Raw genomic sequence first — 24,003 nt, 5'->3', positions numbered from 1 at the left:
GTGCTAAGGCGACGGGCGGCGTTTTAGAGGAAGGGGTTCAGCAGAAAGACAAAGCCCCGCGAGGGCGGGGCTAGTCGAAGAGGTCGCCAGGTGCGGCAGGGTCTGGTAGCACCTGGTTGAGGATGATCCAGATACGACGGTCGGAGAGCTTATAAGTTCTGGCCAGCTCCGCAACCACAACCCGCGCGCTCACGCCTTCGCGCACCGCCTGCTCGAACTGGCGATTAATCTCCAGGTCACGCAACCGGCGCAGCGCCGCGTCGCAGCGCGCGATATAGACCACGTCGCCCCCGAAGCGGGAGGTCAGCAGCTGCGCCGCGTCATCGCCGACGATGTCCGCCAGCGCCGCCACCCGGATTTGCCCGTTGCGGTTGGCGCCCTTGGCGAACTCCCAGGTAGTCCCGCCCAGTTCCGTGACCAGGCGCAGGGCGGCAGGCATGCCCACCATGTCGGCGATCTCCAGCACCTGGGCGGGCAGCTGGTCCCGCACCTGCTCCAGGCTCATGCTCATACGCGCCGCCCGTGACGCTTCGCGTCATACGCCAGGGCGGCGACCAGGCGGACCAGCTGGCCGGCGTCCAGCCACTCAACACGCTCTACCTGGAACATCCGCAGGGCCATGGCGTCGGCGTAGGCCCAGGGGCGCCCGGCCTCGGTCAGGAACGCCTCGATCTTGCCGACCAGGGCCTGGCGATCCGGTGCCGCCTTCGGCGCGGCGCGACCGGCCGGCTTCCGAACAGGCTGCCAGCCCAGGCGCTCCAGCTCGGCCAGCACCAGGCCGACCTGGCGCGGTGAGAGTGCAGTAGAGGACCGCACGCCGGCCACGCGGCCGAGCAGTGCGCGGTAGGTGTCGTCGTCCATGCCCAGCTGGCGGCGGGCAATCTGGATCAGTTGGCGGCCCTTGCTGCTCATACCGACCTCCGTTTTCCGCGCGCCGCGAGGCGCTTCTGCATGGACGGCATTTCGTAGTAGCAGGCCTTGCAGTAGGTGTAGAGCTTGCCGTTGCTGCCTTTGAAGAAGAACTCCGCGTCATACGGCCAGTATTCGTCGCACTTGCTGCAGCGCTGCTCCACGCCATCCAGGGTGGTCTGGAAACGGGGCTTGTCGATCTCTTCGTTGGCCGCCGCCGGGATGCCGGCGACGTTGATGGTCTCGGGAGTCATACCGGGGTCCTCGGGTCCATGGCGCTGCGGAACGCCTCGGGATGGCTGCGCGCCATGCCGGCCAGGTAGCGCAGGCCAAGGGTGATGGCCTCGGCTTCCTCTTCGAAGCCGCCGACCTGGCACATGGTGTCGATGTCGGCGCGGGTTCCTGCGTAGATTTCGAGCTTGAGTTTCTCTGCGCCCACTGCCTGCTTGTGCGCCCTCCTGCGGTTGCGCAGTTGCTGCTGGCGGTTGGCGTCCTGTTTGCGGACTTTGTCGGTGCGGGGCGTGGTCATGGCGCTACCTCAGGTCAGGGCCAGGGGCGCCGATCCACCGACGCCGTGGTTGAGCTGGACGCCGTCCGCCGCCTCGATACCCTTGGCCGCATCGAGCATGTCGCGCGCACCGAGCGGACCTTTCTTGCTGGTGCGATCAATGGCCTTGCCCTGCACTAGGTTGGGGTAGTGCTTGAGCATGTAGGCTTCGGCAGCCTGCGACGGAGCCGCAGCCCCGGCAAACTGGTTTACCTGCTGACGCACCGCCCAAACCCAGGCCTCGCAGAACAAGTCGCCGCGCTTGGTCTTGGTCGCCGGCTTGCAGCGCTTCAGCACAGTGGCGATGTACTCACGGCGCGCCTGGCGAACCTGGCGCAGCAGGATGGTCATGGTGTAGCCAGCTACCTCGGCCATCTCGCCAACGAAACGCCACTGGCCGACGCCGCCTCGGAAGAGCGTGCGGCAGGAGTATGCCTTCGCCACGGTGACGGAGAGGTTCGCTTCCCACTGGGCAGGCTTCACTTTGGAGCCGCTCCCAGCGCCGTGTTCGGTGACCTCGGAGAGGGCGACATCCCCCTCGCCGATACCGAACTTCTCCATCATCGCCCGCGCCTGGCGCATGGCGTTCGCCGCTTCGTGTGGGTTGCTGCTACCGGCCAGGCGCAGCAGTTTCTTGATTTTGTCCAGGGCCTTGCTGTGTTCCATAGGTTCCTCGGCTGCTCGTCAGTACCCAGCCACCACGCTGGGCAGACCGTCCCCGGCCAGGCCGGGGCGGTTTCACTCAGTGGATGGTCGGTTTTCCGTTGGGGGCTGATGCCTCGGTCTGCACCTCGGCGCGCGCGGCCTTGCACTTCTCGCACTTGCAGTCGCTATTCATGGCAGCGCGCTTGACGGCCTTTGGCACTACGTCCTGGGCGAGCCTCATAAGCGCCACGGCGGTCAGTCCCGCGAACCCTTCCGGCTTGCCGTCGCCGGCCATGGTGACGCTCAGGCAACCGTTCTTGTCTTCGATGGTGATGGTGAACTTGCTCATGAATCCCCCTAGCGTTGGCAATGGAACTTGATGTTGAAGTCGCGGATCAGCTGGCGAGCGTGCTTCTCGCCGATGCCGACAGCCCTGGCAGCCTGGCCCGGCGATGCGCCCAGCGCCGCCTGGACCATCAGTCGCGCGGCCAGCGTGCGCGCATCGAGCAGAGCCGGTGGCACCTTGCGTTCAGGCTTCGCCTGCGCGGTCGGCTCCCGCTCGACGGTCTTGGTCGGCTTAGCCACCAGGGGCTGGGCCGGCGGGTCGAGCAGGTGCGCATAGACCGGGGTGCGGCGGGCGTCGATCACGAACGGGTACTTGTCGCGCATCTGGTGGCCGACCTGCTGAACCTCGCCGCCCTTGGCGAGGAAGTCAGCGGTCAGTTGCTCCAGGCGCTGGCGCTCGGCTTCGTGGTAGGGCGAGCGAAGCGGCAGCGGGTCGGTCTGCGGGTCGTGGTAGCGCTCCATCAGTGGCCCTCCACGGTCACGCGCCAACGGCTGTCGTGGGAGCCTTCGGCCTTCTCGTCGATGCACTCGACGTGGATCACAGCGTCGGGATAGAGCTTCTGGCCCAAGCGCTTCGCGCAGGCCTCACGGCTCCAGGAGCAACTGGCTGACTTCCCATGGCTCGTTGCGGTGTAGCCATCACCAGCGCGACGCATGTTGAACTCGGTGAAAAGGGCTCCGTGCGTGTTCTTCATTGCGGCGGTACTGCGCATCACTTGGCCTCCCGTAGGTCTCGGATGGACTCCAGCACCTTCGCCACCGGGTCCAGGTACTCGCCGGTGATGGCGACCATCACCAGCTCTTTGCCGTTGTCCAGCTGCAGGTGCATGACGTCGAAGCAGTCAGCGTCGAGCTGCTCGGCCTCGTCGATGATCTGGCGGACGTTCTTGTCCAGGTTCATGTCATCGAGCAGCGGAGCACGTCCCATGTCACACCCCCAGCGCCCGCACACCGGGCGCGTCTTGAGTGGAAAGGTGGCGGATGTAGCTGGCGATGGCGCCGAGATTGGCGCGAGGCTCGGCCCCCTGGCTGATGCCCGGTACGCGCCAGGCAGACTCGACGGCACGGTAGCCCGGAACACGCCAGGCAGGCCCGGCGACGTAGTCGGCGGTGAGGGCGATGACGCTCGCCAGCTCAGCCGGATCGCCCTCGGCCAGGGCGAAGTAGCCGTCACCAGGATGCTGCTCGTGCAGCTCGATCAGGCCGTCCAGGCGGCACGCTGCGAAGGTCTTGGCCATCGTCATTCCCCCTTTGAAATGCCCAGCAGTTCGTCGTGAACGTCGCGCAGCTTGTCTGCCGCCTCGGTCAGAATCGTCACGTGGTACTGGTCGACTTCGTCCCACACGGCGGCCATCTCAAGCAGCTTCTCGCGCATGGCGTTGAGACTCCGGCGCTGCCCGGCGTTGAGCTGTTTTTCAGTACGCTGGGCCACGATCACACCCCCGCGATATCGAGCAGGATGGTCGAGTACTTCTTGCCCTCGGCGCGCTGCTGGACCTGGATATACACCGCCTTACCGTTGACGGTCAGGCTATCCATGACGGCCTGCTTGGCTGCCTTCCAGTCGGGGTCGTTGATCTCGGCACCCAGCATTTCCGTGACGCGAGAGATGCTGATTTCGCCGCTCTTGGTGGGGCGGAACGCCCTGGTAGCCAGGGTGAAAAGATGCTTGTGGGCATCTTCATGAACGGTCTGGCCCCAGCGGCTGATGCACTCGAATACCTTGGCCTTGGCGACCTCCATTTCCTCGGTGTAACCGATGCTGTCCTGGTGGATGCGCTTGAGCTTGAATTGCCCGTCGAACGAAAGGAGGCTGACATTGCCCTTCGGCCCACCCAGCTTCATGTCGTACTTCTCGCCGGCGATGGTGATGAGGTCATCAATGTCGGCCAGGGCCTTTGCCTTCAGCGCCTTCAGCTCGCTGTTCAGCCGCAGCGCCACGGCAGCGACGTCCATCACCACGCGGTCGCGCAGCCGGTCCTGCTCGCTGATCTCGCTTTCGTGCACCAGGTTGCCGGTGGCATTGCGCACCCAGCCGGCAGGGATTTCGATTGCATTTGTAGCCATGTGGTTACTCCAGTTTTTCAGTGGAAAGAGAGGTCGCAGAGGTCGCGCGGGGTGGCGTAGTCGCGGTAGCTGATGGGCTCGGACCAGGTCACCTCCACGCCCTGGAACTGCGCGATGTAGCGCGTGCTGCCGGCCGAGCCGTGGCGCTGGAAGCCAGCCACCAGGCGCATTTTTTCCAGGAGGCGGCCGCCTTCCGGGCTGATCGTCAGGCGGTTCTCGGTCGGCTCGATGCGGTGCAGGCGGATGCCCATGCGCTGCAGCGTGCGGCTGGCTTCGTTGAAGGTCCGCAGGCGCTCGGCGAACTGCGGAGTCAGGACTTTCAGGGGAGCGTTAGTGCTGGGTTGCATTACTCGCCTCCATCGCGCGGGCGCAGTTGGGGTTCAGAGGGCAGTGCTGGCAGGCGCGCCAGCGCTGCATGGCGTGGGGGTTGTGCGTGGGGGCACGCATTTCGCGGAACTCTTGGCACTCGACGACGCTGATGCGTGCGTCTTGCGCAGGGCAGTCCAGGGCGCCGAGCGCCTCCACCACACGGCGCTCGACGGCTGCGGTGGACGGCGACGGGTAGCGATTGGAGAGCACCAGGCTGACCGCAGAGCGGCTCATGCCGATGCGCTCGCCGGCTCGGGTGCGGTTGGTCTGCTGAACCTCGGCTGCCAGCAGGACCACCCAGTCCGGGGGCTGCTCGCCCCAGGCGGACAGGTCGACGCGAGTCATGCGCGATCCTCCGCGGAGGCTTCCGCGATAAGGGCGTCCAGTGCCGCATTGGTTTCCTCGACCGACTTGGTCACGGAGCAGGAGCCCGACAGCGAGATACCCATCCCCAGGACGTGGACGATATGGCGATAGCGGGCGGCGTCTGCTCGATCCTCAGCAGTGGCCGCCTGCAGCTCCCGGAGTTGTTTCTGCAGCTGTTCGCGCTCGATGCGCAGGCCGGCCAGCTCCGAGCTTTCCCCGTCGCCCTTGCTCCACACCACCTGGTCCAGGTTCGGGTCGTAGACCTGCTCGAAAGTGCTGCGCTGATAGACCGGGTGCTGCGGGCCGGTGTAGCGCTGGCGAACCAGGTGATAGCGGGCGGGCTTGCCTGGGGTCCCGTCGGTACGGGTGACATAGCCGGCGAGGGTCAGCCCCTGCAGGTAGGTGCGCGCGGCCAGCTCGGTCATCGTCACGCCGTTGACGCTGGCGTGCTCTGCCGCCTCGGCGGCGCTCATCTCGCCCAGGATACGCAGGGTGCGCCAGATGTTCTCGACAGCAGACGGCGGCACGCGCTCGCCGCGCTTGTTCACGCGCGGAGCCTCGGCGCCTTCATCTACAAGCAGCTTCCACCGGGCGTCACGCTGCACCAGGACCTCAACACGCTCGACGATGCCCGCCTTCTGCAGGTCGCGCAGGTAGCTGCCGACTGCCTGATCTTCCTGGTTGGACAGGCGCGACACGTTGTAAGTGGTCAGGCCCTTAGGATCGCGAGACAGCGAGCGGATGGCTTCCCACATGTGCTGGCGAGGGCTCTTGCCACCAGTCATGGTGAGGTGAATGGGCTTACGCATTGCGCACCTCCGCCTCACGGAAGCGAGAGGGCGACCAGTCGCACGATTCATCAGCCGGGATATGGCCGAACATGGTCGTGCAGCGGCGGCAGTGAACGCAGTCACCGCAGGTTTTCCCTTCGGGCAGGCTCATGTCATCGGCGCCACGCGGTAGAGGCTCACGGTTTCCCATGCTCAAGCCCTCCGCGCCGGGGCTTCGCCAGTGAACCAGCCGCGATTCCCCCAGGTGGCCAGGTCAATCGTGTCCTTGCCCATGGCCTGGGCCTCGGTGTGGACGCGGTACAGGTTCACGGCCACACGACGCAGGCAGCCCTGTGTCTTCGCGCACAGGTCGTCCAGCAGTTCGTCAGCAATGGTCAGGTGGGGGTAGGTGGCGTCCACCAGGTCGCGCAGATCGTCGGCGGTGGCCGGCTGTGCCGGAACCCACTCCAGGACGCGGTTGTGCAGGCGCTCCAGCTTGGCCAGGTTGGTCGGAACGCGCTCTTCTCCGATCAGAACAACGGTTCCCTGGCTGGCGTTGAGAATGTCGGTGATGACGTTCGCGGCGGCCTTGTCCAGCAGGTACTGGGCATCGTCGACCAGCAGCGGTCGACTGCTGCGGCTGAGCTGCTCCGCGATCTGGTCGACCATCTCGGACAAGGTGCTGGCCGGTGTGATGCCCATGTCACGCAGGACCGCCTGCAGGAAGGCCTTCCGAGTCCAAGTCTCACGGCACTCGACGTAATAGGCGCGGTGCTTGGTGGCGGCGAACGCAGCCGCGAAGGACTTCCCGTAACCAGTCTTGCCATAGGCAACCACAAGGCCCGGCAGGCCTACAGGGCGGCGCATGGCGCGGTCGATAGCGTTGGCGAGAAGACCGACATTGGTCAGAGGGACGATTTTCTTGGCATTCATGGTTGTTGCTCCTGTGGTCAAGCGCGGGCCAGGCCGGCCTCGGCAAAGTCGTACATGTCCTGGGTGGACTTGAATTCATCGGTGCGGGGGTATTCGCCGTGCCAGCGATGGGCCTCGGGCTCCATCTGCTCGCCAGCGGTGATGCGGCGGTCGACGCGCTTCCACAGGCGGTAACGCGCCATAGAGTCGGTCGGGATTTCGAAGGTGGTGGTCGAGGGCGCGGCCAGCGCTGCGGCATAGCGGCGGGCTTCGCCGATCTGCTCGACCGAAAGGTCTGCGCTTGGCGCCGCCTTTGGCACAACGCGCAGCTCGACGTCTTGGCCGGTGAGGGTCTTGGCCTTTGTCACCAACCGGCTCAACTGGCCGCGCTCGCGTTTATCTGCGGCCTTCTCCAGGAGTGTCTGCGGCATCGCGGGGCCGGCGTTGCCGTCTAGGATCGCCTCGCCGATGAGTTCGCCATCGATGGTGTGAACCCACACCCGGCTGGCGTCGCGGAAGTCGTAGGCAACGCGGACCTCTTCCCCGTGGATGTCACGCAGGGCGTCCAAGAAGTAGATGTTGCCGCTGAAGCGGACCTCGCCCCGGTTGGTGGTGCGGACGACCTGCGGTCGCGTCACGCTGGCAACGATGTCGGCCGATGCCTGCAGAGGCTCCCAGCCTTCGGCGATAGCGGACTTCCAGGCCTCCATGGGCGACTGGTGTCGCATCAGGCCGGTGGCGATGTCGCGGACCTTCCGAAGCCCGCGGTGCGGAGCGTGGTTGTAGGCGTCCAGGGCATCCTGCAGCTTGGCGAAGAAGGTGCCGAACTCGGGAATCTGAGTGGGGGTGATGCCTTCTGCCAGTTGCTTGCGGGACAGGCGATGGACACGGGTAGCGGCTTCCTTGTCCATGTCCGCGCCCATGTAGCTGTCGAAGTCCTTCGCCAGTCGCACCAGGATGGTCCGGTGCGCCCGCTCGATAACGCCCCGCGCCTGGGAGTTGTACGGCAGGGAGTGCGTGATTTCGCCACCCAAGCGGTCGTTGACCTCGTAGACGTCGGCGTTATCGAAGCCGCCGCCGTTGTCGACGTACAGCACCTTGTACATGCCGCAGCGGGTCACGCCGTCGCGCAGGGTGTCGAGTGTCGCCAGCGTCGACTCGGCCAGGTTGACGGAAAAGCCCGTGATCCGCCGGGTTGCCCAGTCGATGACCAGGGTGATTTCCGGGCGGAAGATTTGCCCCGTCAGCGGGTTGATGACCTCCGCGTCGAACGTGTGGCCGTCCGCCACCCACACGTCGTTGGGCCACAGCTGATGGGCCTGACGGCGCTTGAAGGGCTGTAGCGCTTTCAGCTCGCGGCTGCCCATGCGGCCCTGCTCGCGAGCCTCCGGGCTCAACTTGGCGAGGAAGCGGCGCACGGCATGAATGCTCGGGCAGCCGGGGTTCTCGGCGGCGAACGCTGCATAAGCCGCTTCAACGCTCGGCTTCTGCGGGCGCTGGTAGTGCTTGAGGAAGACCGGCGCCCAGCTCGGAATGCTCATGTTGGGCTTGCGCCGCACGGGGGCTAGGGCAATCTCGCCGTGCTTGCGGTAGTCCGCCAGCCAGCGCTTGAGGGTGCGCTCGCTCAAGGTGCGGTCGGGCGTCTTGCGGTCGTTGGCACGCTCCACCTGGCCGGCCAGATAGGGAGGGAGCTTGCTGTCACGGGCCAGGCCGACAAGCGTCAGGATGGCCCGCTGCTGGCTGACCATCTGGCTCATGCGCTCAATCTCGCGAATGATGGCGATACGCGCGGTCATGACCTCGCGCTGATCATCGTTCAAGCGTGACGCGGAAATGCCGTCACGCTTAGGCGTAATGAGCGCGTGCGGGGCAGTGGGTTGCGGAGCCTGCTGCGGCTCTTCCTGCTGCACCAGGCGGGCCAGCAGGGCGGCCTGGGTTTCGGCAGGGAGGACGGCGAAGGAGTATTCCAGCGCCTTGGAGCCCAGGCGGCGCTGGCCTTCCCACCTTTCGCGCTTGGCGCGGATTTGAATCGCACGCTCCGTGCCTGGCAGGCCCGGAAGCCCCGCCAATTCTTGGGCTGCAAACCACTTAAGCATGGGGCACCTCGCCTGCCGAGCGGGCTGCGATCAGGGCGTTACCGAGGGCAAGCGCGGCGTCCTTCAGCCATTCGGTGGCAATCTGGCTGGTGCCGTTGTGGATCGAAGCGATGTCGCCATCGACCGAGTTGAAGAACTCGGTGGCGTTGCGCAGATCGTCGAGCAGCACCTGAGGAATGCGGTTCATGCTCCACCTCCCAAATGGCGCCGCAGCTCGCGTGCCTTGCGAGTGGCCTCCTCGCGAATGCGCTCTTGTCGGCCCAACTCGGCCAGCAGCGCGTCGCGGCCGTAGGCGACTCGCCCACCTCGGATTTCAACGAGAAGATCAGTCAGGCGATGGGTTCCGCAGACCTGCTCCAGGAGAGCAGCCCTGTAGAAAGGCAGGTTGTGGTCAATGCGGGCCGGGGACGACCAGGCGTCGAGCATGTGCTTGCTGATGTCCTCGCCGGAGGCACGGGACATTTGTGCGGCGATGTCGCAGCGCTGCAGGCCTGCGGCCAGCTTTGCACCGTCCAGAATCTCGCTAACGATTTCGCTGACCTGCACCCGGAAGTCGCAGGAGCTGACAGCTACGGGCTGGGGAACATCGAACTCAATATTCAGGGTGCGGTCGTCTTTTCCGTGACGCATGTTCAAGCCTCCGTGCCGGTTTTACGGTGCGAAACAGGAACGTAACGGCTATCCTTGGCGGCGCCGCGTGGAAAGGTTTCGGCCCGATTCGGGCGTTGACGCAGGGGGGAGCCGTCCTGGTTCCAGCGCTCAGGCCACAGCTCAATGGGCTGCACGCCCAGCCTTTTGGCGATCTCCCGCTCGATATGCGGGTACGGCCTGGTCTTCACGGCACGGATTGCCCGGTCAGTGATCTCCAGTTGGCGAGCCAGTTCGGCGGGCGCGCACTTATGGATTCGGAGCTGGTATTTGATCCACTCCCAGCGCTGGGCCGGATCAAGCGGCATTTCGGCGATGTTCATCAGCACAACCATCTTGGCGGGTGGTTTTTTTAGGCCGTTTAACGGCCTGTTGCGGATAAACATAGCCACTACCAACCAACAGGTAAAGCGAAAAATGGCGTTTCGCTTTCCAAAAATGGCTTTGCGGTGGACAACTTTGGCTAAGCTATTGATATTAAAAGCATTTCCGACAAAGCGAAATTTCGCTTTGGTCACTAGTGGCGTTTCGTTTTCTATTGGGGGGAAAGCGAAATGAGCGAAGGGCTTGCTGCTCGTATCCGTCAATGTGCAGAGATAGCGGGAAGTGGCGATGAGCTGGCGCGAATTACAGCCATACCCAGGAGAACCCTGGAGTACTACCTCACCGGCCAAAGCGAACCTAAGGTCGCTCGCTGCGTAGAGATCGCGAAAGCGGTGGGTGTTGACATCGGCTGGCTAGCATCTGGCGATGGCGAGCCGTTTCCAAAGCCTCCGCAGGTCACACCGCTAGATGATATCTATGCCTTCATACCGCTCTATGATGCGCGCTGCAGCTCAGGCCATGGCGCCTGGAACGAGCGCGCAAAGGTTCTGACGAAGCTGGCCTTCACCCGTTACTCGCTGCGCAAGAAAGGCTTGAACCCTGAAAGCCTGGCATGCTTGCGCAATGACGGCGACTCGATGAAGGGGCTCATCGAGGACGATGACACGGTGATGATCGACCTGAACCGCAACACCCTTGAGGGCGAAGGTGTTTACGTGGTGCTCTTGGATGATCACCTGTATGCGAAAAGGCTGCAGCGGCAATTCGATGGATCGGTGGTGATCATCAGCCACAACAAGGAATACCAGCCGATGACCGTCCCGAGAGAGCGCCTGCCCGAGTTGCAGATTGTTGGCCGCGCTGTCTGGGCCGGAGGCTGGCTGATCTAGAGGGCATAACCATGGGCTTGAGTCGACCGACACAGCGCCTGCGCCGCGAGCTGCTCGACCTGGCCTACCATCAGGAAGCCCTGGCCAGTAAACTCGTCCATATTGCCGAGACGCTCTCAGGTCGTCAGGGCCTGCCGCTGCTTGAGCTGCTAGCTGAAGTCTACGCCGATGCCGACCAGCTCAAGGCCTTGGCCGAAGAGGTCAAGCAGGGGCAAGTTCAGCGCCTCAAGCCGTAGTGCCAATTGCCCCGCTAAATCTGGCCCTTCCTGCGTTTCTCCAGTTTTGGCACTGATTCAGTCGGCCGTTCGCCTGCAGCCCGCGCCGCCCCTGGTTGTCCCGCTTCCTCCCGGCTCTTCCCAGCTCATCCCCGGCAGTGCCAATCCTCCCACTAGCTCACACCTGGGTTCGCGAGCAAGCTCGCTCCTACGAAAAGCCAAAGCGCATTCGCTCTGGCTTTTGGACTTCCAGAGAAATACCCGAGCGCACCGGAACGCCCCTTCAGAAGGCCGAACGAAACCCCCGCTCAGGAGGTCATGCGACATGGATGTCGCGAGAGCCCCGATGGGCTACAGGGACGTACCCTCGGGGCGGGCCTCCGTGGCGGGGGAGTTCGCGAGGGTAGCCCGGCTCCATCGGGCCCGTATGTCGGGGCAAGCCTTTTTGGTTCCTTTTGTGGCGTTTGACAAAAGGGACTCGCCCGAGGGGGCGAAACAAGACGGTCGGGCAGACTCGGTGCGGCGCAGAAACACCCAAGCCGAGGCAACTGGGTTTCCGCGTTCGCAAGCCAAGCCATAGTCCCAGCCATATGAAAATCCCATTTCCCCCAGGCAAAGAAACAGCATCCTTTCTTAAGGGAACAGCATTACGCCACGGCGGAGGTTTCGCTATTCCTGGTCGTCGAGGAAGTGCAGCAACTGGCGGCGCTGCTTCTTGCTCGGCCGGCCGTCGGTCTGCACGCCCAGGGCGCCGGCCTTGCGCATGGCCGCCGCGTCCTCGCGGCGCTTCACGCTCTCGGCGGTTTCCTCGTAGAGCAGCTGCGCCTCCGGCGCGCCGCGGCGCACGCCCGACAGCGCCTTGACCACCACGGTGCGCTCGTCGAACCCGGTGCGCAGCACGTATTCCTCGCCGACCTTTGGCTCCTTGCTCGGCTTGCAGCGCTCGCCCCGGCAATGCACCTTGCCACCCTCGATGGCCGCCTTGGCCAGGCCTCGGGTCTTGTAGAAACGCGCAGCCCACAGCCACTTGTCCAGGCGTACCCTGTCGTCGTCTTTCTCGCTCACGGCCTCATCCACACTTCTGCAACCTGGCCAGTCTACCCTCGGCTCGGCGTTCCCGGCAGGCCCCTGGCGGGCGCCGATGGCCCTGCTAGAATGCCGCAAAACCCTGGGATGGCTCCTTTTGAAGACATTCGACCACCTGTCAGTGATCGGCCTGCGCGAATGGATCGCCCTTCCCGACCTGGGCATCGTCGGCCTGCGCGCGAAGATCGACACCGGCGCCAGCACCTCCAGCCTGCACGCCAGCGACATCGCCACCTTCCAGCGTGACGGCCGCGACTGGGTGCGCTTCACCGCCCACCTGGGCACCCAGGTGCAGCGCCGCCACCGCTGCGAGGCGCCGCTGGTGACGATGAAGACCATCCGCAGCTCCAACGGCCAGGCCCAGACGCGCTACGTGATCCGCACCACCCTGGCCCTGGGCGACCGCGCCTGGGCGGTGGAATTCACCCTGGCCTGCCGCAAGACCATGCGCTACCGCGTGCTGCTGGGTTCCAAGGCCCTGGTCCAGGGCCAGTTGGTGGTCAACCCGGCGCTGACCTACGTCCAGGACAAACCCCTCATCATGGTTACCCCCGCCCTTTCAGGTGCCCAATGAAAATCGCCGTGCTGTCGCGCAACCCGCGCCTGTATTCCACCCGTCGGCTGGTGGAGGCCGGGCAACAACGCGGGCATGAAATGGTGGTGATAGACACCCTGCGTGCCTACATGAACATCGCCAGCCACAAGCCGCAGATCCACTATCGCGGCCAGCCGCTGGAAGGCTTCGATGCGGTGATCCCGCGCATCGGCGCCTCGGTCACCTTCTACGGCTGCGCGGTGCTGCGCCAGTTCGAGATGATGGGCGTGTTCCCGCTCAACGAGTCGGTGGCCATCGCCCGCTCCCGCGACAAGCTGCGCTCGCTGCAGTTGCTCTCGCGCAAGGGCATCGGCCTGCCGATCACCGGCTTCGCCCACTCCCCGGACGACGTGCCGGACCTGATCCAGATGGTCGGCGGCGCGCCCCTGGTGATCAAGCTGCTGGAGGGCACCCAGGGCGTCGGCGTGGTCCTGGCCGAGACGCAGAAGGCCGCCGAGTCGGTGCTGGAGGCCTTCATGGGGCTGAAGCACAACATCATGGTGCAGGAGTACATAAAGGAAGCCGGCGGCGCCGACATCCGCTGCTTCGTGGTGGGCGACAAGGTGATCGCCTCGATGCGGCGCCAGGCCGCGCCCGGCGAGTTCCGCTCCAACCTGCACCGCGGCGGCAGCGCCAGCCTGATCAAGATCACCCCCGAGGAGCGCATGACGGCGATCCGCGCGGCGCGGATCATGGGCCTGAAGGTGGCCGGCGTGGACATCCTGCGCTCGCACCACGGCGCGCTGGTGATGGAAGTGAACTCCTCGCCGGGCCTGGAAGGCATCGAGACCACCACCAACAAGGACATCGCCGGGGTGATCATCGAGTACCTGGAGAAGAATGCCGGGCCGCATATGGTCAGGACTAAGGGCAAAGGGTGAGCCGGGCGGCCATCTCACCACTTACGCCGTTTCTGGGTTATTCCCCTTCGGGCCAGCATTCGCGGGAATGACGGGGTTTGAGGATGGCGCCAGCCTTCCAGGCCACTCCGAACGGCCCCCTCTCCCTTCAGGGAGAGGGCTGGGGAGAGGGTACGGAGGTGACCTCATTCACCGTTGTGACCGGGAAACTCCGTTCGCGAGCAAGCTCGCTCCTACAATATCGTTCGTCACGCCGTCCCGGATTTCGTTTATGCCCAGATCCCCCCGCTCCTCCGACCTGACCTGGTCGCCCTTCGAAGGCCGCGTCGCCCTGGTCGCCCCGGCCTCCTCCATCGCCGAGGAGGTCTTCGAGGCCACCCTGCGCCAGCTGGAGGTACTGGGCATCGACTACTACCTGGGCGAGCACGCCGAAGCCCGCTACCGCTACCTGGCCGGCAGCGCCGAACAGCGCCTGGAGGACTTCCACCGGGCCTTCGAGCTGCCGGACGTGAGCGCCGTCTGGTGCCTGCGCGGCGGCTACGGCTGCGCCCAGCTGGTGCCCGGGCTGGACTGGGCGCGGCTGCGGGCGGCCTCGCCGCGGCCGCTGGTCGGCTTCTCGGACATTTCCATCCTGCTCAGCGCCTTCCACCGCCACGGCCTGCCGGCGATCCACGGCCCGGTGGCCAGCGCCCTCGGCCTGCAGCCGCTGAGCGCCCCCAGCGAACAGCGCGAGCGCCTGGCCTCGCTGGCTTCGGTCAGCCGCTTGCTGGCTGGCGAGGAGTGTCACCTGCCCTGCTCCCAACTGAGCGGTCCGAAGAAAGCCGTCGAAGGCGAACTGATCGGTGGCAACCTCACTGCCCTGGCCAGCACCGCCGGCACGGTAGCCGCGCTGCATGCTCCTGCCGGCGCCATCCTGGTGCTGGAGGATGTGGGCGAGCCTTACTACCGCCTGGAGCGCAGCCTTTGGCAGTTGCTCAACAGCATCGATGCGGAGAGCCTGGGCGCGGTGGTGCTGGGCACCTTCACCGACTGCCCGCGCAAGAATGTGGCGCATAGCCTGGAAGAGATTTTCGTGGAGTACCTGAGGCCGCTGGGGGTGCCGCTGTACCACGGGCTGCCGAGTGGGCATGGGGCGCAGAATAGGGCTTGGCCTTATGGGAAGGTGGGGCGGTTGGGGGTGAAGGGGTTGGAGTGGTAGAGCGGGAGTGTTCCTGGAAGATTCTCGCTGCTGGACAGCCCCACCCTCTCCCCAGCCCTCTCCCTGAAGGGAGAGGGGGCTTGTCCGTGCCGAGAAGAGGAATGGTTTCAACCGGAAATCTTCGGTGTTGCCGGCTAACTCAGGAATACCCACGCGCTCCGAACGGTCCCCTCTCCCTTCAGGGAGAGGGTTAGGGAGAGGGTGCGGAGCCCATCCAGTGCACCGCCGTCCCAGGCTAGCCCCAACGGCGGATAACGCTGATGCGTTATCCGCCCTACGTAGCGGCGTAGCGGCCGTCCCGTAGGATGGTGTTGAGCGAAGCGATACCCATCACCACGACCGCATGGGTTTCGCAGGCTCAACCCATCCTACGAAAAGCATTTCGGCGCAGTTGGCCAGACAGTTGCGCCGCTCAGGAAGCCCCCCGCGGCAACATCAACCCCAGCGGCAGGCACACCCTGGCCTCCACCCCACCCCCCTCGCGGTTGCGCAGTTCCACGCTGCCGCCGTGCTGCGCGGCGATGCGCTTGACGATGGCCAGGCCCAGGCCGGTGCCCTTGCCGCCGCGGGCTTTGTCGCCGCGGATGAAGGGGTTGAAGATGCTGTCCAGCTCCTGCGGGTCGATGCCGGCGCCGCGGTCCAGCACGCTCAGCACCACGTAGGGCGCGCCGTCGCCGCCGGCCAGGTGGCTGGCCACCTCGACGTTGCCGCCGCCGTGGTTGAGGGCGTTGCCGATCAGGTTGCCGAGCAGGCGCTTCATCGATACCCGGCGCAGCGGGAACGGCGGCAGCGGCTGCAAGCTCAGGCGCACGTGCTCCTCGCCCTGGTTGTAGGGCGCCACCACCTCGCGGGTCAGTTCGTTGAGGTCGCCCGCCTCCACCGGCTCGTCGCGGCCGTCGCGGATGAAGGCGAGGAACTGGTCGAGGATCTGGTCCATGTCCTCGATGTCGCGGACCATGTCCTCGACCATTTCGCGCTCGGTCTCGGGCATCAGTTCCAGGGACAGGCGCAGGCGCGTCAGCGGCGTGCGCAGGTCATGGGACACCCCGGCCAGCATCAGCTCGCGCTCGCGCGCGGCCTGTTCGACATCGTCGGCCATCTGGTTGAAGGCGCGGTACACCTCGGCCATCTCGCTGGGGGTGTCCTGCCCCAGCGGCAGGCGCACGCTGCGGCCCTTGCCGAACTCTCGCGAGGCCACCACCAGGCGCTTGAGCGGCTGGCCGAGCAGGCGCACGAAGATCCAGGCCGCGGCGGTGGACAGCAGGCCGATGCCGAGGAACCAGCCGAGCACGCTCCAGATCTGCTGGCCGCGCAGCGGGTGCGGGTACAGCGGCACGCCCAGCCAGCCGTCGCCCAGGTTGGGCGCGTGGACCCAGAGCATGGACGGGTGGTGGATGCGCAGGCGCGTCTCGGTGTCCGGGCCCAGCTCGGTGCGCATCTGCCGCTGGAAGATGCCGCTGTAGGGCCAGTGCTGTTCTTCCGGCTGGCCGTTCTCGTGGGGCACCCAGGCCAGCCCGGCGGATTTGGCGATGGCCTCGCGCGAGCGCTCGTCGGCGGCCCAGTAGGCGCGCACGGTCAGCGCCGCGCCGTGGCTGTACTGGCGATCGACCAGCATGTCCTCGTTCATCAGCAGGTAGACCAGCGTCAGCGCCTTGGAGAAGAGCACGACGATGAGCACCAGCCAGAGGGTGCGGGCGAAGAAGCTTTGCGGGAACCAGGGCGGGGTTTTCAAGATGAACTACCACAGAGCACGGAACGTAGGAGCGAGCTTGCTCACGAACCCGCCCCATTGCGGAGTCGGTTCGCGAGCGGGCTCGCGCCTACAGGAGGATCATTTGCGGGCATTACCGTCCGGCACGAACACGTAGCCCACGCCCCACACCGTCTGGATGTAGCGCGGCTTGGACGGGTCGGGTTCGATCAGCCGGCGCAGGCGCGAGATCTGCACGTCGATGGAGCGCTCCAGGGCGTCCCACTCGCGGCCGCGGGCCAGGTTCATCAGCTTGTCGCGGGTCAGCGGCTCGCGGGCGTGCTGCACCAGCGCCTTGAGCACGGCGAACTCGCCGGTGGTGAGCATGTGCACCTCGCCGCCGCTCTTCTTCAGCTCGCGGGTGGCCAGGTACAGCTCGTAGTCGCCGAAGGTGACCACCTCGTCCTCGCCGGCCGGGGCGCCCGGCACCAGCGGCGCCTGGCGGCGCAGCACGGCCTTGATCCGCGCCAGCAGCTCGCGCGGGTTGAACGGCTTGGCCAGGTAGTCGTCGGCGCCCAGCTCCAGGCCCTGGATGCGGCTGGACTCGTCGCCCTTGGCGGTGAGCATGATGATCGGGATCTGGTTGTTCGCCTCGCGCAGGCGCTTGCACGCCGAGAGGCCGTCTTCGCCAGGCATCATCAGGTCGAGCACCACCAGCTGGAACAGCTCGCGGGCCAGCAGGCGGTCCATCTGCTCGGTGTTCTCCACGGCGCGCACGCGGTAGCCCTGCTCGTCGAGGAAGCGCTCCAGCAGGCGGCGCAGGCGGGCGTCGTCGTCGACGATGAGGATCTTTTCACCTTCGGGCAGGGTGGACGGGTTCGACATAGAAACTCCAGGTTCGGGTCAGGCCGGCAATTATCGCCCAGCCTCGGTTGGCCACGGATTGTCCATTGTTAGCAGATTTTTCCCCGACCGACCGCCCTCTCGCGCGATTTTGCCTGGGTATAATGCGGCGCTTTTGCGGCGGGGCGTTGTCATAGACGCCTGCCGGACGCCCGAGCGAGCCGGCCGGCGCTAGCGCCACACCCCGTATTCTCGTTGGTTTCACCAGGTGGATTCATGGACAGCATCAACACCCGTATCGCCGAAGAGCTCTCCGCACTGCCCTCCGGCCGTGTTCAACCGCAGCAGGTGGCCGCCGCCGTGGCCCTGCTCGACGAAGGCAGCACTGTCCCCTTCATCGCCCGTTACCGCAAAGAAGTGACCGGCAGCCTCGACGACACCCAGCTGCGCCTGCTGGAAGAGCGCCTGCGCTACCTGCGCGAGCTGGACGAGCGCCGCGCCAGCATCCTCGCCAGCATCGAGGAGCAGGGCAAGCTGACCCCCGAGCTGGCCCGCGAGATCAAGCTGGCCGACACCAAGACGCGCCTGGAAGACCTCTACCTGCCGTACAAGCAGAAGCGCCGCACCAAGGGCCAGATCGCCCTGGAGGCCGGCCTGGGCGAGCTGGCCGACGCGCTGTTCGCCGACCCGACGCTGACCCCGGAGACCGAAGCCGCGCGCTTCGTCGACGCCGAGAAGGGCTTCGCCGACATCAAGGCTGTGCTCGAAGGCGCCAAGTACATCCTCATGGAGCGCTTCGCCGAGGACGCCACCCTGCTCGACCGCCTGCGCGTGTTCCTCAAGGACAACGCCACCCTCACCGCCCGCCTGGTGCCGGGCAAGGAAACCGAAGGCGCCAAGTTCAGCGACTACTTCGAGCACGACGAGCCCTTCAAGGGCGCGCCCTCGCACCGCGCCCTGGCGATCTTCCGCGGGCGCAACGAAGGCGTGCTGAGCGTGGCGCTGAAGGTCGGCGAGGAGCTGCCGGGCACCAGCCACCCGTGCGAAGCGATGATCGCCGAGCGCTTCGGCATCTCCAACCAGGGCCGCGCCGCCGACAAGTGGCTGGGCGAGGTGGTGCGCTGGACCTGGAAGGTCAAGCTCTACACCCACCTGGAGACCGACCTGCTGGGCGAGCTGCGCGAAGGCGCCGACGCCGAGGCGATCAACGTCTTCGCCCGCAACCTGCACGACCTGCTGCTGGCCGCCCCGGCCGGCCCGCGCGCCACCCTGGGCCTGGACCCGGGCCTGCGCACCGGCGTGAAGGTGGCCGTGGTCGACGCCACCGGCAAGCTGCTGGACACCGCCACCGTCTACCCCCACGCGCCGAAGAACCAGTGGGACCAGACCATCGCCGTGCTCGCCGCGCTCTGCGCCAAGCACCAGGTCGAGCTGATCGCCATCGGCAACGGCACCGCCAGCCGCGAGACCGACAAGCTGGCCGCCGAGCTGATCAGGAAATACCCGGCGCTCAAGTGCACCAAGATCATGGTCAGCGAGGCCGGCGCCTCGGTGTACTCGGCCTCCGAGCTGGCCGCCCGGGAATTCCCCGACCTCGACGTGTCGCTGCGCGGCGCCGTCTCCATCGCCCGCCGCCTGCAGGACCCGCTGGCCGAGCTGGTGAAGATCGAGCCCAAGTCCATCGGCGTCGGCCAGTACCAGCATGACGTGTCCCAGCTGCAGCTGGCGCGCAGCCTGGACGCGGTGGTGGAAGACTGCGTGAACGCCGTGGGCGTGGACGTCAACACCGCCTCCGCCGCCCTGCTGGCGCGCATCTCCGGCCTCAACAGCACCCTGGCGCAGAACATCGTGGCGCACCGCGACGCCAACGGCGCGTTCAAGTCCCGCGACGACCTGAAGAAGGTCAGCCGCCTGGGCGAGAAGACCTTCGAGCAGGCCGCCGGCTTCCTCCGCGTGATGAACGGCGACAACCCGCTGGACGCCTCCGCGGTGCACCCGGAGACCTACCCGCTGGTGCAGCGCATCGCCGCCGACACCGGCCGCGACATCCGCTCGCTGATCGGCGACTCGGCCTTCCTCAAGCGCCTGGACCCGAAGAAGTTCACCGACGAGCAGTTCGGCCTGCCCACCGTCACCGACATCCTCAAGGAACTCGACAAGCCCGGCCGCGACCCGCGCCCGGAGTTCAAGACCGCCGAGTTCCAGGACGGCGTCGAGAGCCTCAAGGACCTCAAGCCGGGCATGGTGCTCGAAGGCGTGGTGACCAACGTCACCAACTTCGGCGCCTTCGTCGACATCGGCGTGCACCAGGACGGCCTGGTGCACATCTCGGCGCTGTCGGAGAAGTTCGTCAAGGACCCGTACGAAGTGGTCAAGGCCGGTGACATCGTCAAGGTCAAGGTCATGGAAGTGGACATCCCGCGCAACCGCGTCGGCCTGTCCATGCGCATGGGCGACACCCCCGGCGAGAAGGTCGAGGGCCCGCGCGGCGGCGGCCGCGGCAACGGTGGCCAGCGTGGCGAGCGCAGCGCCCCGCGGCAGCAGGAGAAGGCCCCGGCGAACAACGCCATGGCCGCGCTGTTCGCCAATGCCAAGCAACTGAAGAAGAAGTAAGGAAGCCCCATGAGCGAGATGCCCAGCCGCGACGTCATGATCAGCGCCTTCAGCGAGAACATCGGCCTTGAGCCGGTGCGCCTGGGCGACGGCGAGGCCGAAGTGAGCCTGAAGATGGCCGAGCACCTGCGCAACCGCGGCAACGTGATGCACGGCGGGGCGATCTTCTCGCTGATGGACGTGACCATGGGCCTGGCCTGCTCCAGCGCCCATGGCTTCGACCGCCAGAGCGTCACCCTGGAATGCAAGATCAACTACATCCGCGCCGTCGCCGAGGGCGAGGTGCGCTGCGTGGCGAAGGTCCTGCACGCCGGGCGCCGCACGCTGGTGGTGGAGGCCGACGTGCTCCAGGGCGACAAGCTGGTCGCCAAGGGACAAGGCACCTTCGCCCAGCTGTAAGCCCGAGCCCCTTTCCTGCTCTATCCTGACCATCGGCAGCCCGCGCGCCACGTGGGCTCCGGTGAGTCGCAGCCCGCCAGGCGACAACGCCGGCCGCCCTCCCCCTTGTAGACCGCCCGGTCCACCCCCATAGTGGGGCGACTGCCGCGTGAAGGACATCAAATTGAGCGACCTACTCTCCCGCCGCCTGGCGCTGCTCGGCGACGCTGCCAACCTGCCCCTGCTCAGCCAGTGTCTGCACGGCATCGAGCGCGAGTGCCTGCGCGTCGACGGCAATGGCCGCCTGGCCCTGAGCCCGCACCCCAAGGCCCTGGGCTCGGCCCTGACCAACCCGCAGATCACCACCGACTACTCCGAGGCGCTGCTGGAGTTCATCACCCCCACCAGCACCGGCGTCGAGCAGACCCTGGCGTCCCTGGAGAGCATCCACCGCTTCGCCAGCCAGCGCCTGGACGGCGAGCTGCTGTGGAGCCCGTCGATGCCCTGCGAGCTGCCCGACGAGGAAAGCATCCCGATCGCGCGCTACGGCAGCTCCAACATCGGCCGCCTCAAGTACGTCTACCGCAAGGGCCTGGCGCTGCGCTACGGCAAGACCATGCAGTGCATCGCCGGCATCCACTACAACTTCTCCCTGCCCGAGGGGCTGTGGCAGTTGCTGCAGCGCCACGAGGACGGCGGCATGTCGCTGCGCGACTTCCAGTCGGCGCACTACATCGCCCTGATCCGCAACTTCCGCCGCTACAGCTGGCTGCTGATGTACCTGTTCGGCGCCTCGCCGGCGCTGGACGCCGGCTTCCTGCGCGGCCGCCCGCACCAGTTGCAGCAGTTCGACGAGCACACCCTATACCTGCCCTGGGCCACCAGCCTGCGGATGAGCGACCTGGGCTACCAGAACAACGCCCAGGCCGGCCTGACGCCCTGCTACAACGACCTCGAAAGCTACGTCGAGAGCCTGCGCAGCGCGGTGGGCACGCCCTACCCGCCCTACCAGAAGATCGGCACCAAGCAGGACGGCGAGTGGGTGCAGCTGAACACCAACGTGCTGCAGATCGAGAACGAGTACTACTCCAGCATCCGCCCGAAACGCGTGACCTACAGCGGCGAGCGGCCGATCCAGGCCCTGGAGTCGCGCGGCGTGCAGTACGTCGAGGCGCGCTGCCTGGACATCAACCCCTTCCTGCCGCTGGGCATCGACGCCGCCGAGGGCCGCTTCCTCGACGCCTTCCTGCTCTACTGCGCGCTGCAGGACAGCCCGCTGCTGGCCGACGGCGAGTGCGGCGCGGCCACCAGCAACTTCCTCAAGGTGGTCAAGGAAGGCCGCCGCCCGGGGCTGCACCTGCAGCGTGGCGGGCAGACCGTGCCGTTGCAGGTCTGGGCCAGCGAACTGCTGGAACACATCGCGCCCATCGCCGAACTGCTCGACCGCGCCACCGGCGGCGACGCCCATGCGCAGAGCCTGGCGCAGCAGCGCGAGAAGGTGGCCGATCCGGAGCGCACGCCGTCCGCGCAGGTCCTGGCGGAAATGCGCGAGCGCGGCGAAAGCTTCACCGCCTTCGCCCTGCGCAAGAGCCGCGAACACGCGGAAACCCTCGCCCAACCGCTGCCGGCCATCGAGCAGGAAGCCTTCGAGGCCATGGCGAAGATCTCCCTGGCCGAACAAGAGGAACTGGAACACCAGCCGGAAGGGGATTTCGACACCTTCGTGGCGGCCTACCAGGCGAGCATCCTCGGGGTGATCGGCGTTTAAGCCCCACAGGAGCGGACCTTGCCCGCGATAGCCGGACGTCCCGGCGCGATTCGCGGATAAGATCCGCTCCTACGCCGCCCCACCCACACCATTCCCCTGTAAGGAGCGCGCCCTGCGCGCGATTTCGCGGGCAGGGCCCGCTCCTACAGGTTGTGCCGGGAAGCACGGTATTCCTCCCCCGTAGGAGCGGACCTTGTCCGCGATAGCCGGATGCCCCGGCGCAATTCGCGGATAAGATCTCCTACGCCGCCCCGCTCCTACAGGTTGTGCCGGGAAGCACGGTATTCCTCCCCCGTAGGCGGACCTTGTCCGCGATCGCCGGACGTCCCGGCGCGATTCGCGGATGGGATCCGCTCCTACGCCGCCCCACCCACACCATTCCCCTGTAGGAGCGCGCCCTGCGCGCGATTCGCGGGCAGGGCCCGCTACAGGTTGTGCCGGGAAGCACGGTATTCCTCCCCCGTAGGAGCGGACCTTGTCCGCGATGGCCGGACATCCCGGCGCGATTCGCGGATAAGATCCGCTCCTACGAAAGACAGAGGGCGTTGAACTACAGGCTCTTCTCGAACACCTGCGAATTGCGCTGGTAGTTGTACAGCGACGCCCGCGCCGCCGGCAGGCGTTCGACGCTGCTGGGCTGGAAGCCGCGCTCGCGGAACCAGTGGGCAGTGCGGGTGGTGAGCACGTAGAGGGTCTTCACGCCCAGGGCCCGGGCGCGCTTCTCGATGCGTTCCAGCAACTGGTCGCCGCGCCCGCCGTGGCGGTATTCCGGGTTCACCGCCAGGCACGCCAGCTCGGCGGCGTCGGAATCGGCGATCGGGTACAGCGCCGCGCAGGCGATGATCAGCCCCTCGCGCTCGACGATGCTGAACTGCTCGATCTCGCGCTCCAGCACCTCGCGCGAGCGGCGCACCAGGATGCCCTGCTCTTCCAGCGGGCGGATCAGCTCCAGCAGGCCGCCGACGTCCTCGATGCCCGCCTCGCGCAGTTGCTCGAACTGCTCCTGGGCCACCAGGGTGCCGTTGCCGGTGCGGGTGAACAGCTCGCTGAGCAGCGCGCCGTCCTCGGTGTAGCTGACGATGTGGCTGCGCCGCACCCCGGCGCGGCAGGCCTGGGCGGCGGCGTCGAGCAGCTCGGCCTGGTAGCTGTTGCCCAGGCGCTGCAGGTGCGCCGGCACCTGTTGCGGGCGCAGTTCGCGGACCAGCTTGCCGTCCTCGTCGAGCAGGCCGCGCTCGCCGCCGAACAGGATCAGCTTGTCGGCGTCCAGCTCGATGGCCGCGCGCATGGCCACGTCCTCGCAGGCGAGGTTGAAGATTTCCCCGGTAGGCGAGTAGCCCAGCGGCGAGAGCAGCACGATGGAGCGCTCGTCGAGCAGGCGGCCGATGCCCTTGCGGTCGATGCGCCGCACCTCGCCGGTGTGGTGATAGTCGATGCCCTCGACCACGCCGATCGGCCGCGCCGTGACCAGGTTGCCCGCGGCCACGCGCAGGCGCGCGCCCTGCATGGGCGAGGCGGCCATATCCATGGACAGCCGCGCCTCGATGGCGATGCGCAGACTGCCCACGGCGTCGATCACGCATTCCAGGGTGGGCGCGTCGGTCACCCGCAGGTCGCGGTGGAAGCGCGGCGCCAGGCCGCGCTGGGCCAGGCGCGCCTCGATCTGCGGGCGCGAGCCGTGGACCAGCACCAGGCGCACGCCCAGGCTGTGCAGCAGCACCAGGTCGTGGACGATGTTGCCGAAGTTCGGGTCTTCCACGCCCTCGCCGGGCAGCATGACCACGAAGGTGCAGTCCCGGTGGGCGTTGATGTAGGGAGAAGCGTGACGTAACCAGGTGACGTAGTCTTGCATTGTCCAGGTGGCCTGTGAGC

Annotated in this window: 32 protein-coding genes and 1 other RNA gene; 8 read left to right on the top strand and 25 right to left on the bottom strand. The window is 66.5% G+C overall.

All coding sequences use genetic code 11. The features are described from left to right. Nucleotides 1-70: 70 nt before the first annotated feature. The 21 genes from PcP3B5_RS01565 to PcP3B5_RS32080 all read right to left on the bottom strand — a co-directional run bounded on the left by PcP3B5_RS01565 (nt 71) and on the right by PcP3B5_RS32080 (nt 10,192). On the bottom strand, nt 71-511 hold the full coding sequence (locus PcP3B5_RS01565) for a Mor transcription activator family protein (RefSeq protein WP_237143068.1): 441 nt from the start codon (nt 509-511) through the stop codon (nt 71-73). Further along, a complete protein-coding gene (locus tag PcP3B5_RS01560; protein ID WP_061560399.1) occupies nt 508-912 on the bottom strand; it encodes a gp16 family protein in 405 nt (134 codons plus the stop codon). Before PcP3B5_RS01560 ends, PcP3B5_RS01565 begins: the two co-directional genes overlap by 4 nt. Continuing rightward, complete coding sequence (locus tag PcP3B5_RS01555; protein WP_061560398.1) at nt 909-1,163, bottom strand: hypothetical protein; 255 nt, start codon at nt 1,161-1,163, stop codon at nt 909-911. Before PcP3B5_RS01555 ends, PcP3B5_RS01560 begins: the two co-directional genes overlap by 4 nt. Continuing rightward, on the bottom strand, nt 1,160-1,438 hold the full coding sequence (locus tag PcP3B5_RS01550) for a hypothetical protein (RefSeq protein WP_061560397.1): 279 nt from the start codon (nt 1,436-1,438) through the stop codon (nt 1,160-1,162). The genes PcP3B5_RS01555 and PcP3B5_RS01550 overlap by 4 nt, the downstream gene beginning before the upstream one ends. 9 nt (nt 1,439-1,447) lie before the next feature. Continuing rightward, entirely contained in the window at nt 1,448-2,122 is a 675-nt protein-coding gene (locus PcP3B5_RS01545) for a DUF2786 domain-containing protein (protein ID WP_061560396.1), read from the bottom strand. 5 nt (nt 2,123-2,127) lie between these two features. Beyond that, an RNA gene (locus tag PcP3B5_RS01540) (hammerhead ribozyme type II) lies at nt 2,128-2,200 on the bottom strand. Next, nucleotides 2,199-2,450, bottom strand: a complete 252-nt coding sequence (locus PcP3B5_RS01535) for a hypothetical protein (protein WP_061560395.1) — start codon at nt 2,448-2,450, stop codon at nt 2,199-2,201. The genes PcP3B5_RS01540 and PcP3B5_RS01535 overlap by 2 nt, the downstream gene beginning before the upstream one ends. Nucleotides 2,451-2,458: 8 nt before the next feature. Next, nucleotides 2,459-2,908, bottom strand: a complete 450-nt coding sequence (locus PcP3B5_RS01530; RefSeq protein ID WP_061560394.1) for a hypothetical protein — start codon at nt 2,906-2,908, stop codon at nt 2,459-2,461. After that, nucleotides 2,908-3,159 carry a hypothetical protein gene (locus PcP3B5_RS01525; RefSeq protein WP_061560393.1) on the bottom strand — a complete coding sequence of 84 codons (252 nt, stop codon included), beginning with the start codon at nt 3,157-3,159 and terminating at the stop codon, nt 2,908-2,910. The genes PcP3B5_RS01530 and PcP3B5_RS01525 overlap by 1 nt, the downstream gene beginning before the upstream one ends. After that, nucleotides 3,159-3,374, bottom strand: coding sequence for a hypothetical protein (locus PcP3B5_RS01520; protein WP_145923840.1), 216 nt, complete (start codon nt 3,372-3,374; stop codon nt 3,159-3,161). The genes PcP3B5_RS01525 and PcP3B5_RS01520 overlap by 1 nt, the downstream gene beginning before the upstream one ends. Before the next feature lies 1 nt (nt 3,375). Continuing rightward, nucleotides 3,376-3,684 (bottom strand): hypothetical protein, encoded by a 309-nt coding sequence (locus tag PcP3B5_RS01515; RefSeq protein ID WP_061560391.1) that lies wholly within the window; start codon nt 3,682-3,684, stop codon nt 3,376-3,378. Nucleotides 3,685-3,686: 2 nt separating this feature from the next. After that, complete coding sequence (locus tag PcP3B5_RS01510; protein ID WP_145923839.1) at nt 3,687-3,878, bottom strand: hypothetical protein; 192 nt, start codon at nt 3,876-3,878, stop codon at nt 3,687-3,689. Between the two features lie 2 nt (nt 3,879-3,880). Further along, entirely contained in the window at nt 3,881-4,513 is a 633-nt protein-coding gene (locus tag PcP3B5_RS01505) for a DUF3164 family protein (protein ID WP_061560389.1), read from the bottom strand. A 17-nt stretch (nt 4,514-4,530) separates the two neighbouring features. After that, nucleotides 4,531-4,860 carry a hypothetical protein gene (locus PcP3B5_RS01500; RefSeq protein WP_061560388.1) on the bottom strand — a complete coding sequence of 110 codons (330 nt, stop codon included), beginning with the start codon at nt 4,858-4,860 and terminating at the stop codon, nt 4,531-4,533. Continuing rightward, nucleotides 4,844-5,227 carry a helix-turn-helix domain-containing protein gene (locus tag PcP3B5_RS01495; protein ID WP_061560387.1) on the bottom strand — a complete coding sequence of 128 codons (384 nt, stop codon included), beginning with the start codon at nt 5,225-5,227 and terminating at the stop codon, nt 4,844-4,846. The genes PcP3B5_RS01500 and PcP3B5_RS01495 overlap by 17 nt, the downstream gene beginning before the upstream one ends. Continuing rightward, nucleotides 5,224-6,057: a hypothetical protein gene (locus tag PcP3B5_RS01490; protein ID WP_203228535.1), complete on the bottom strand. Its 834-nt coding sequence runs from the start codon at nt 6,055-6,057 to the stop codon at nt 5,224-5,226. The genes PcP3B5_RS01495 and PcP3B5_RS01490 overlap by 4 nt, the downstream gene beginning before the upstream one ends. A 174-nt stretch (nt 6,058-6,231) precedes the next feature. Next, entirely contained in the window at nt 6,232-6,951 is a 720-nt protein-coding gene (locus PcP3B5_RS01485; protein ID WP_061560386.1) for an AAA family ATPase, read from the bottom strand. Between the two features lie 17 nt (nt 6,952-6,968). After that, nucleotides 6,969-9,026 carry a Mu transposase C-terminal domain-containing protein gene (locus tag PcP3B5_RS01480; RefSeq protein WP_061560385.1) on the bottom strand — a complete coding sequence of 686 codons (2,058 nt, stop codon included), beginning with the start codon at nt 9,024-9,026 and terminating at the stop codon, nt 6,969-6,971. Then, on the bottom strand, nt 9,019-9,213 hold the full coding sequence (locus PcP3B5_RS01475; protein ID WP_061560384.1) for a hypothetical protein: 195 nt from the start codon (nt 9,211-9,213) through the stop codon (nt 9,019-9,021). Before PcP3B5_RS01475 ends, PcP3B5_RS01480 begins: the two co-directional genes overlap by 8 nt. Next, complete coding sequence (locus PcP3B5_RS01470) at nt 9,210-9,656, bottom strand: hypothetical protein (RefSeq protein WP_061560383.1); 447 nt, start codon at nt 9,654-9,656, stop codon at nt 9,210-9,212. Before PcP3B5_RS01470 ends, PcP3B5_RS01475 begins: the two co-directional genes overlap by 4 nt. Nucleotides 9,657-9,658: 2 nt before the next feature. Further along, nucleotides 9,659-10,192, bottom strand: a complete 534-nt coding sequence (locus PcP3B5_RS32080; protein ID WP_237143067.1) for a helix-turn-helix domain-containing protein — start codon at nt 10,190-10,192, stop codon at nt 9,659-9,661. 36 nt (nt 10,193-10,228) lie between these two features. On the opposite strand from PcP3B5_RS32080, the gene PcP3B5_RS01460 reads away from it, so the two are divergent. Both PcP3B5_RS01460 and PcP3B5_RS01455 read left to right on the top strand, forming a co-directional pair. Continuing rightward, nucleotides 10,229-10,888 carry an XRE family transcriptional regulator gene (locus tag PcP3B5_RS01460; protein WP_061560382.1) on the top strand — a complete coding sequence of 220 codons (660 nt, stop codon included), beginning with the start codon at nt 10,229-10,231 and terminating at the stop codon, nt 10,886-10,888. 11 nt (nt 10,889-10,899) lie between these two features. After that, nucleotides 10,900-11,124, top strand: a complete 225-nt coding sequence (locus PcP3B5_RS01455) for a hypothetical protein (RefSeq protein ID WP_061560381.1) — start codon at nt 10,900-10,902, stop codon at nt 11,122-11,124. Between the two features lie 648 nt (nt 11,125-11,772). Here PcP3B5_RS01455 and hslR read toward each other — a convergent pair. Next, nucleotides 11,773-12,168, bottom strand: a complete 396-nt coding sequence (gene hslR, locus PcP3B5_RS01450) for a ribosome-associated heat shock protein Hsp15 (protein WP_009614968.1) — start codon at nt 12,166-12,168, stop codon at nt 11,773-11,775. Nucleotides 12,169-12,286: 118 nt separating this feature from the next. On the opposite strand from hslR, the gene rimB reads away from it, so the two are divergent. The 3 genes from rimB to PcP3B5_RS01435 all read left to right on the top strand — a co-directional run bounded on the left by rimB (nt 12,287) and on the right by PcP3B5_RS01435 (nt 14,842). Next, nucleotides 12,287-12,763, top strand: coding sequence for a retropepsin-like aspartic endopeptidase RimB (gene rimB / locus PcP3B5_RS01445; protein WP_024128818.1), 477 nt, complete (start codon nt 12,287-12,289; stop codon nt 12,761-12,763). Continuing rightward, entirely contained in the window at nt 12,760-13,665 is a 906-nt protein-coding gene (gene rimK / locus PcP3B5_RS01440; protein WP_009614960.1) for a 30S ribosomal protein S6--L-glutamate ligase, read from the top strand. Before rimB ends, rimK begins: the two co-directional genes overlap by 4 nt. A 250-nt stretch (nt 13,666-13,915) precedes the next feature. Beyond that, nucleotides 13,916-14,842, top strand: a complete 927-nt coding sequence (locus PcP3B5_RS01435) for a S66 peptidase family protein (protein ID WP_061560380.1) — start codon at nt 13,916-13,918, stop codon at nt 14,840-14,842. Between the two features lie 412 nt (nt 14,843-15,254). On the opposite strand, the gene PcP3B5_RS01430 is transcribed toward PcP3B5_RS01435, so the two are convergent. Beyond that, nucleotides 15,255-16,574, bottom strand: coding sequence for an ATP-binding protein (locus tag PcP3B5_RS01430; RefSeq protein WP_009614958.1), 1,320 nt, complete (start codon nt 16,572-16,574; stop codon nt 15,255-15,257). 99 nt (nt 16,575-16,673) lie between these two features. Next, nucleotides 16,674-17,417, bottom strand: a complete 744-nt coding sequence (gene ompR, locus PcP3B5_RS01425) for an osmolarity response regulator transcription factor OmpR (RefSeq protein WP_009614957.1) — start codon at nt 17,415-17,417, stop codon at nt 16,674-16,676. Nucleotides 17,418-17,651: 234 nt separating this feature from the next. Here ompR and PcP3B5_RS01420 point away from each other — a divergent pair, with 234 nt between their 5' ends. The 3 genes from PcP3B5_RS01420 (at nt 17,652) to gshA (ending at nt 22,134) form a co-directional block, all read left to right on the top strand. Continuing rightward, the gene (locus PcP3B5_RS01420; RefSeq protein ID WP_009614956.1) at nt 17,652-19,988 is read left to right on the top strand and encodes a Tex family protein; all 2,337 of its coding nucleotides are present in this window, start codon (nt 17,652-17,654) and stop codon (nt 19,986-19,988) included. Nucleotides 19,989-19,997: 9 nt separating this feature from the next. Beyond that, entirely contained in the window at nt 19,998-20,387 is a 390-nt protein-coding gene (locus PcP3B5_RS01415) for a PaaI family thioesterase (RefSeq protein ID WP_009614954.1), read from the top strand. 163 nt (nt 20,388-20,550) lie between these two features. Continuing rightward, complete coding sequence (gene gshA / locus PcP3B5_RS01410; protein ID WP_061560379.1) at nt 20,551-22,134, top strand: glutamate--cysteine ligase; 1,584 nt, start codon at nt 20,551-20,553, stop codon at nt 22,132-22,134. A 550-nt stretch (nt 22,135-22,684) separates the two neighbouring features. Here gshA and argA read toward each other — a convergent pair. Beyond that, on the bottom strand, nt 22,685-23,983 hold the full coding sequence (gene argA / locus PcP3B5_RS01405; RefSeq protein WP_009614950.1) for an amino-acid N-acetyltransferase: 1,299 nt from the start codon (nt 23,981-23,983) through the stop codon (nt 22,685-22,687). Nucleotides 23,984-24,003: the final 20 nt, after the last annotated feature.

The sequence above is a fragment of the Pseudomonas citronellolis genome, assembly GCF_001586155.1.
In the GTDB taxonomy this organism is placed as follows: Bacteria; Pseudomonadota; Gammaproteobacteria; order Pseudomonadales; family Pseudomonadaceae; genus Pseudomonas; species Pseudomonas citronellolis.
Note: the sequence above shows the minus strand (reverse complement) of the source record. Positions and strands in the feature narration are given on the sequence as shown.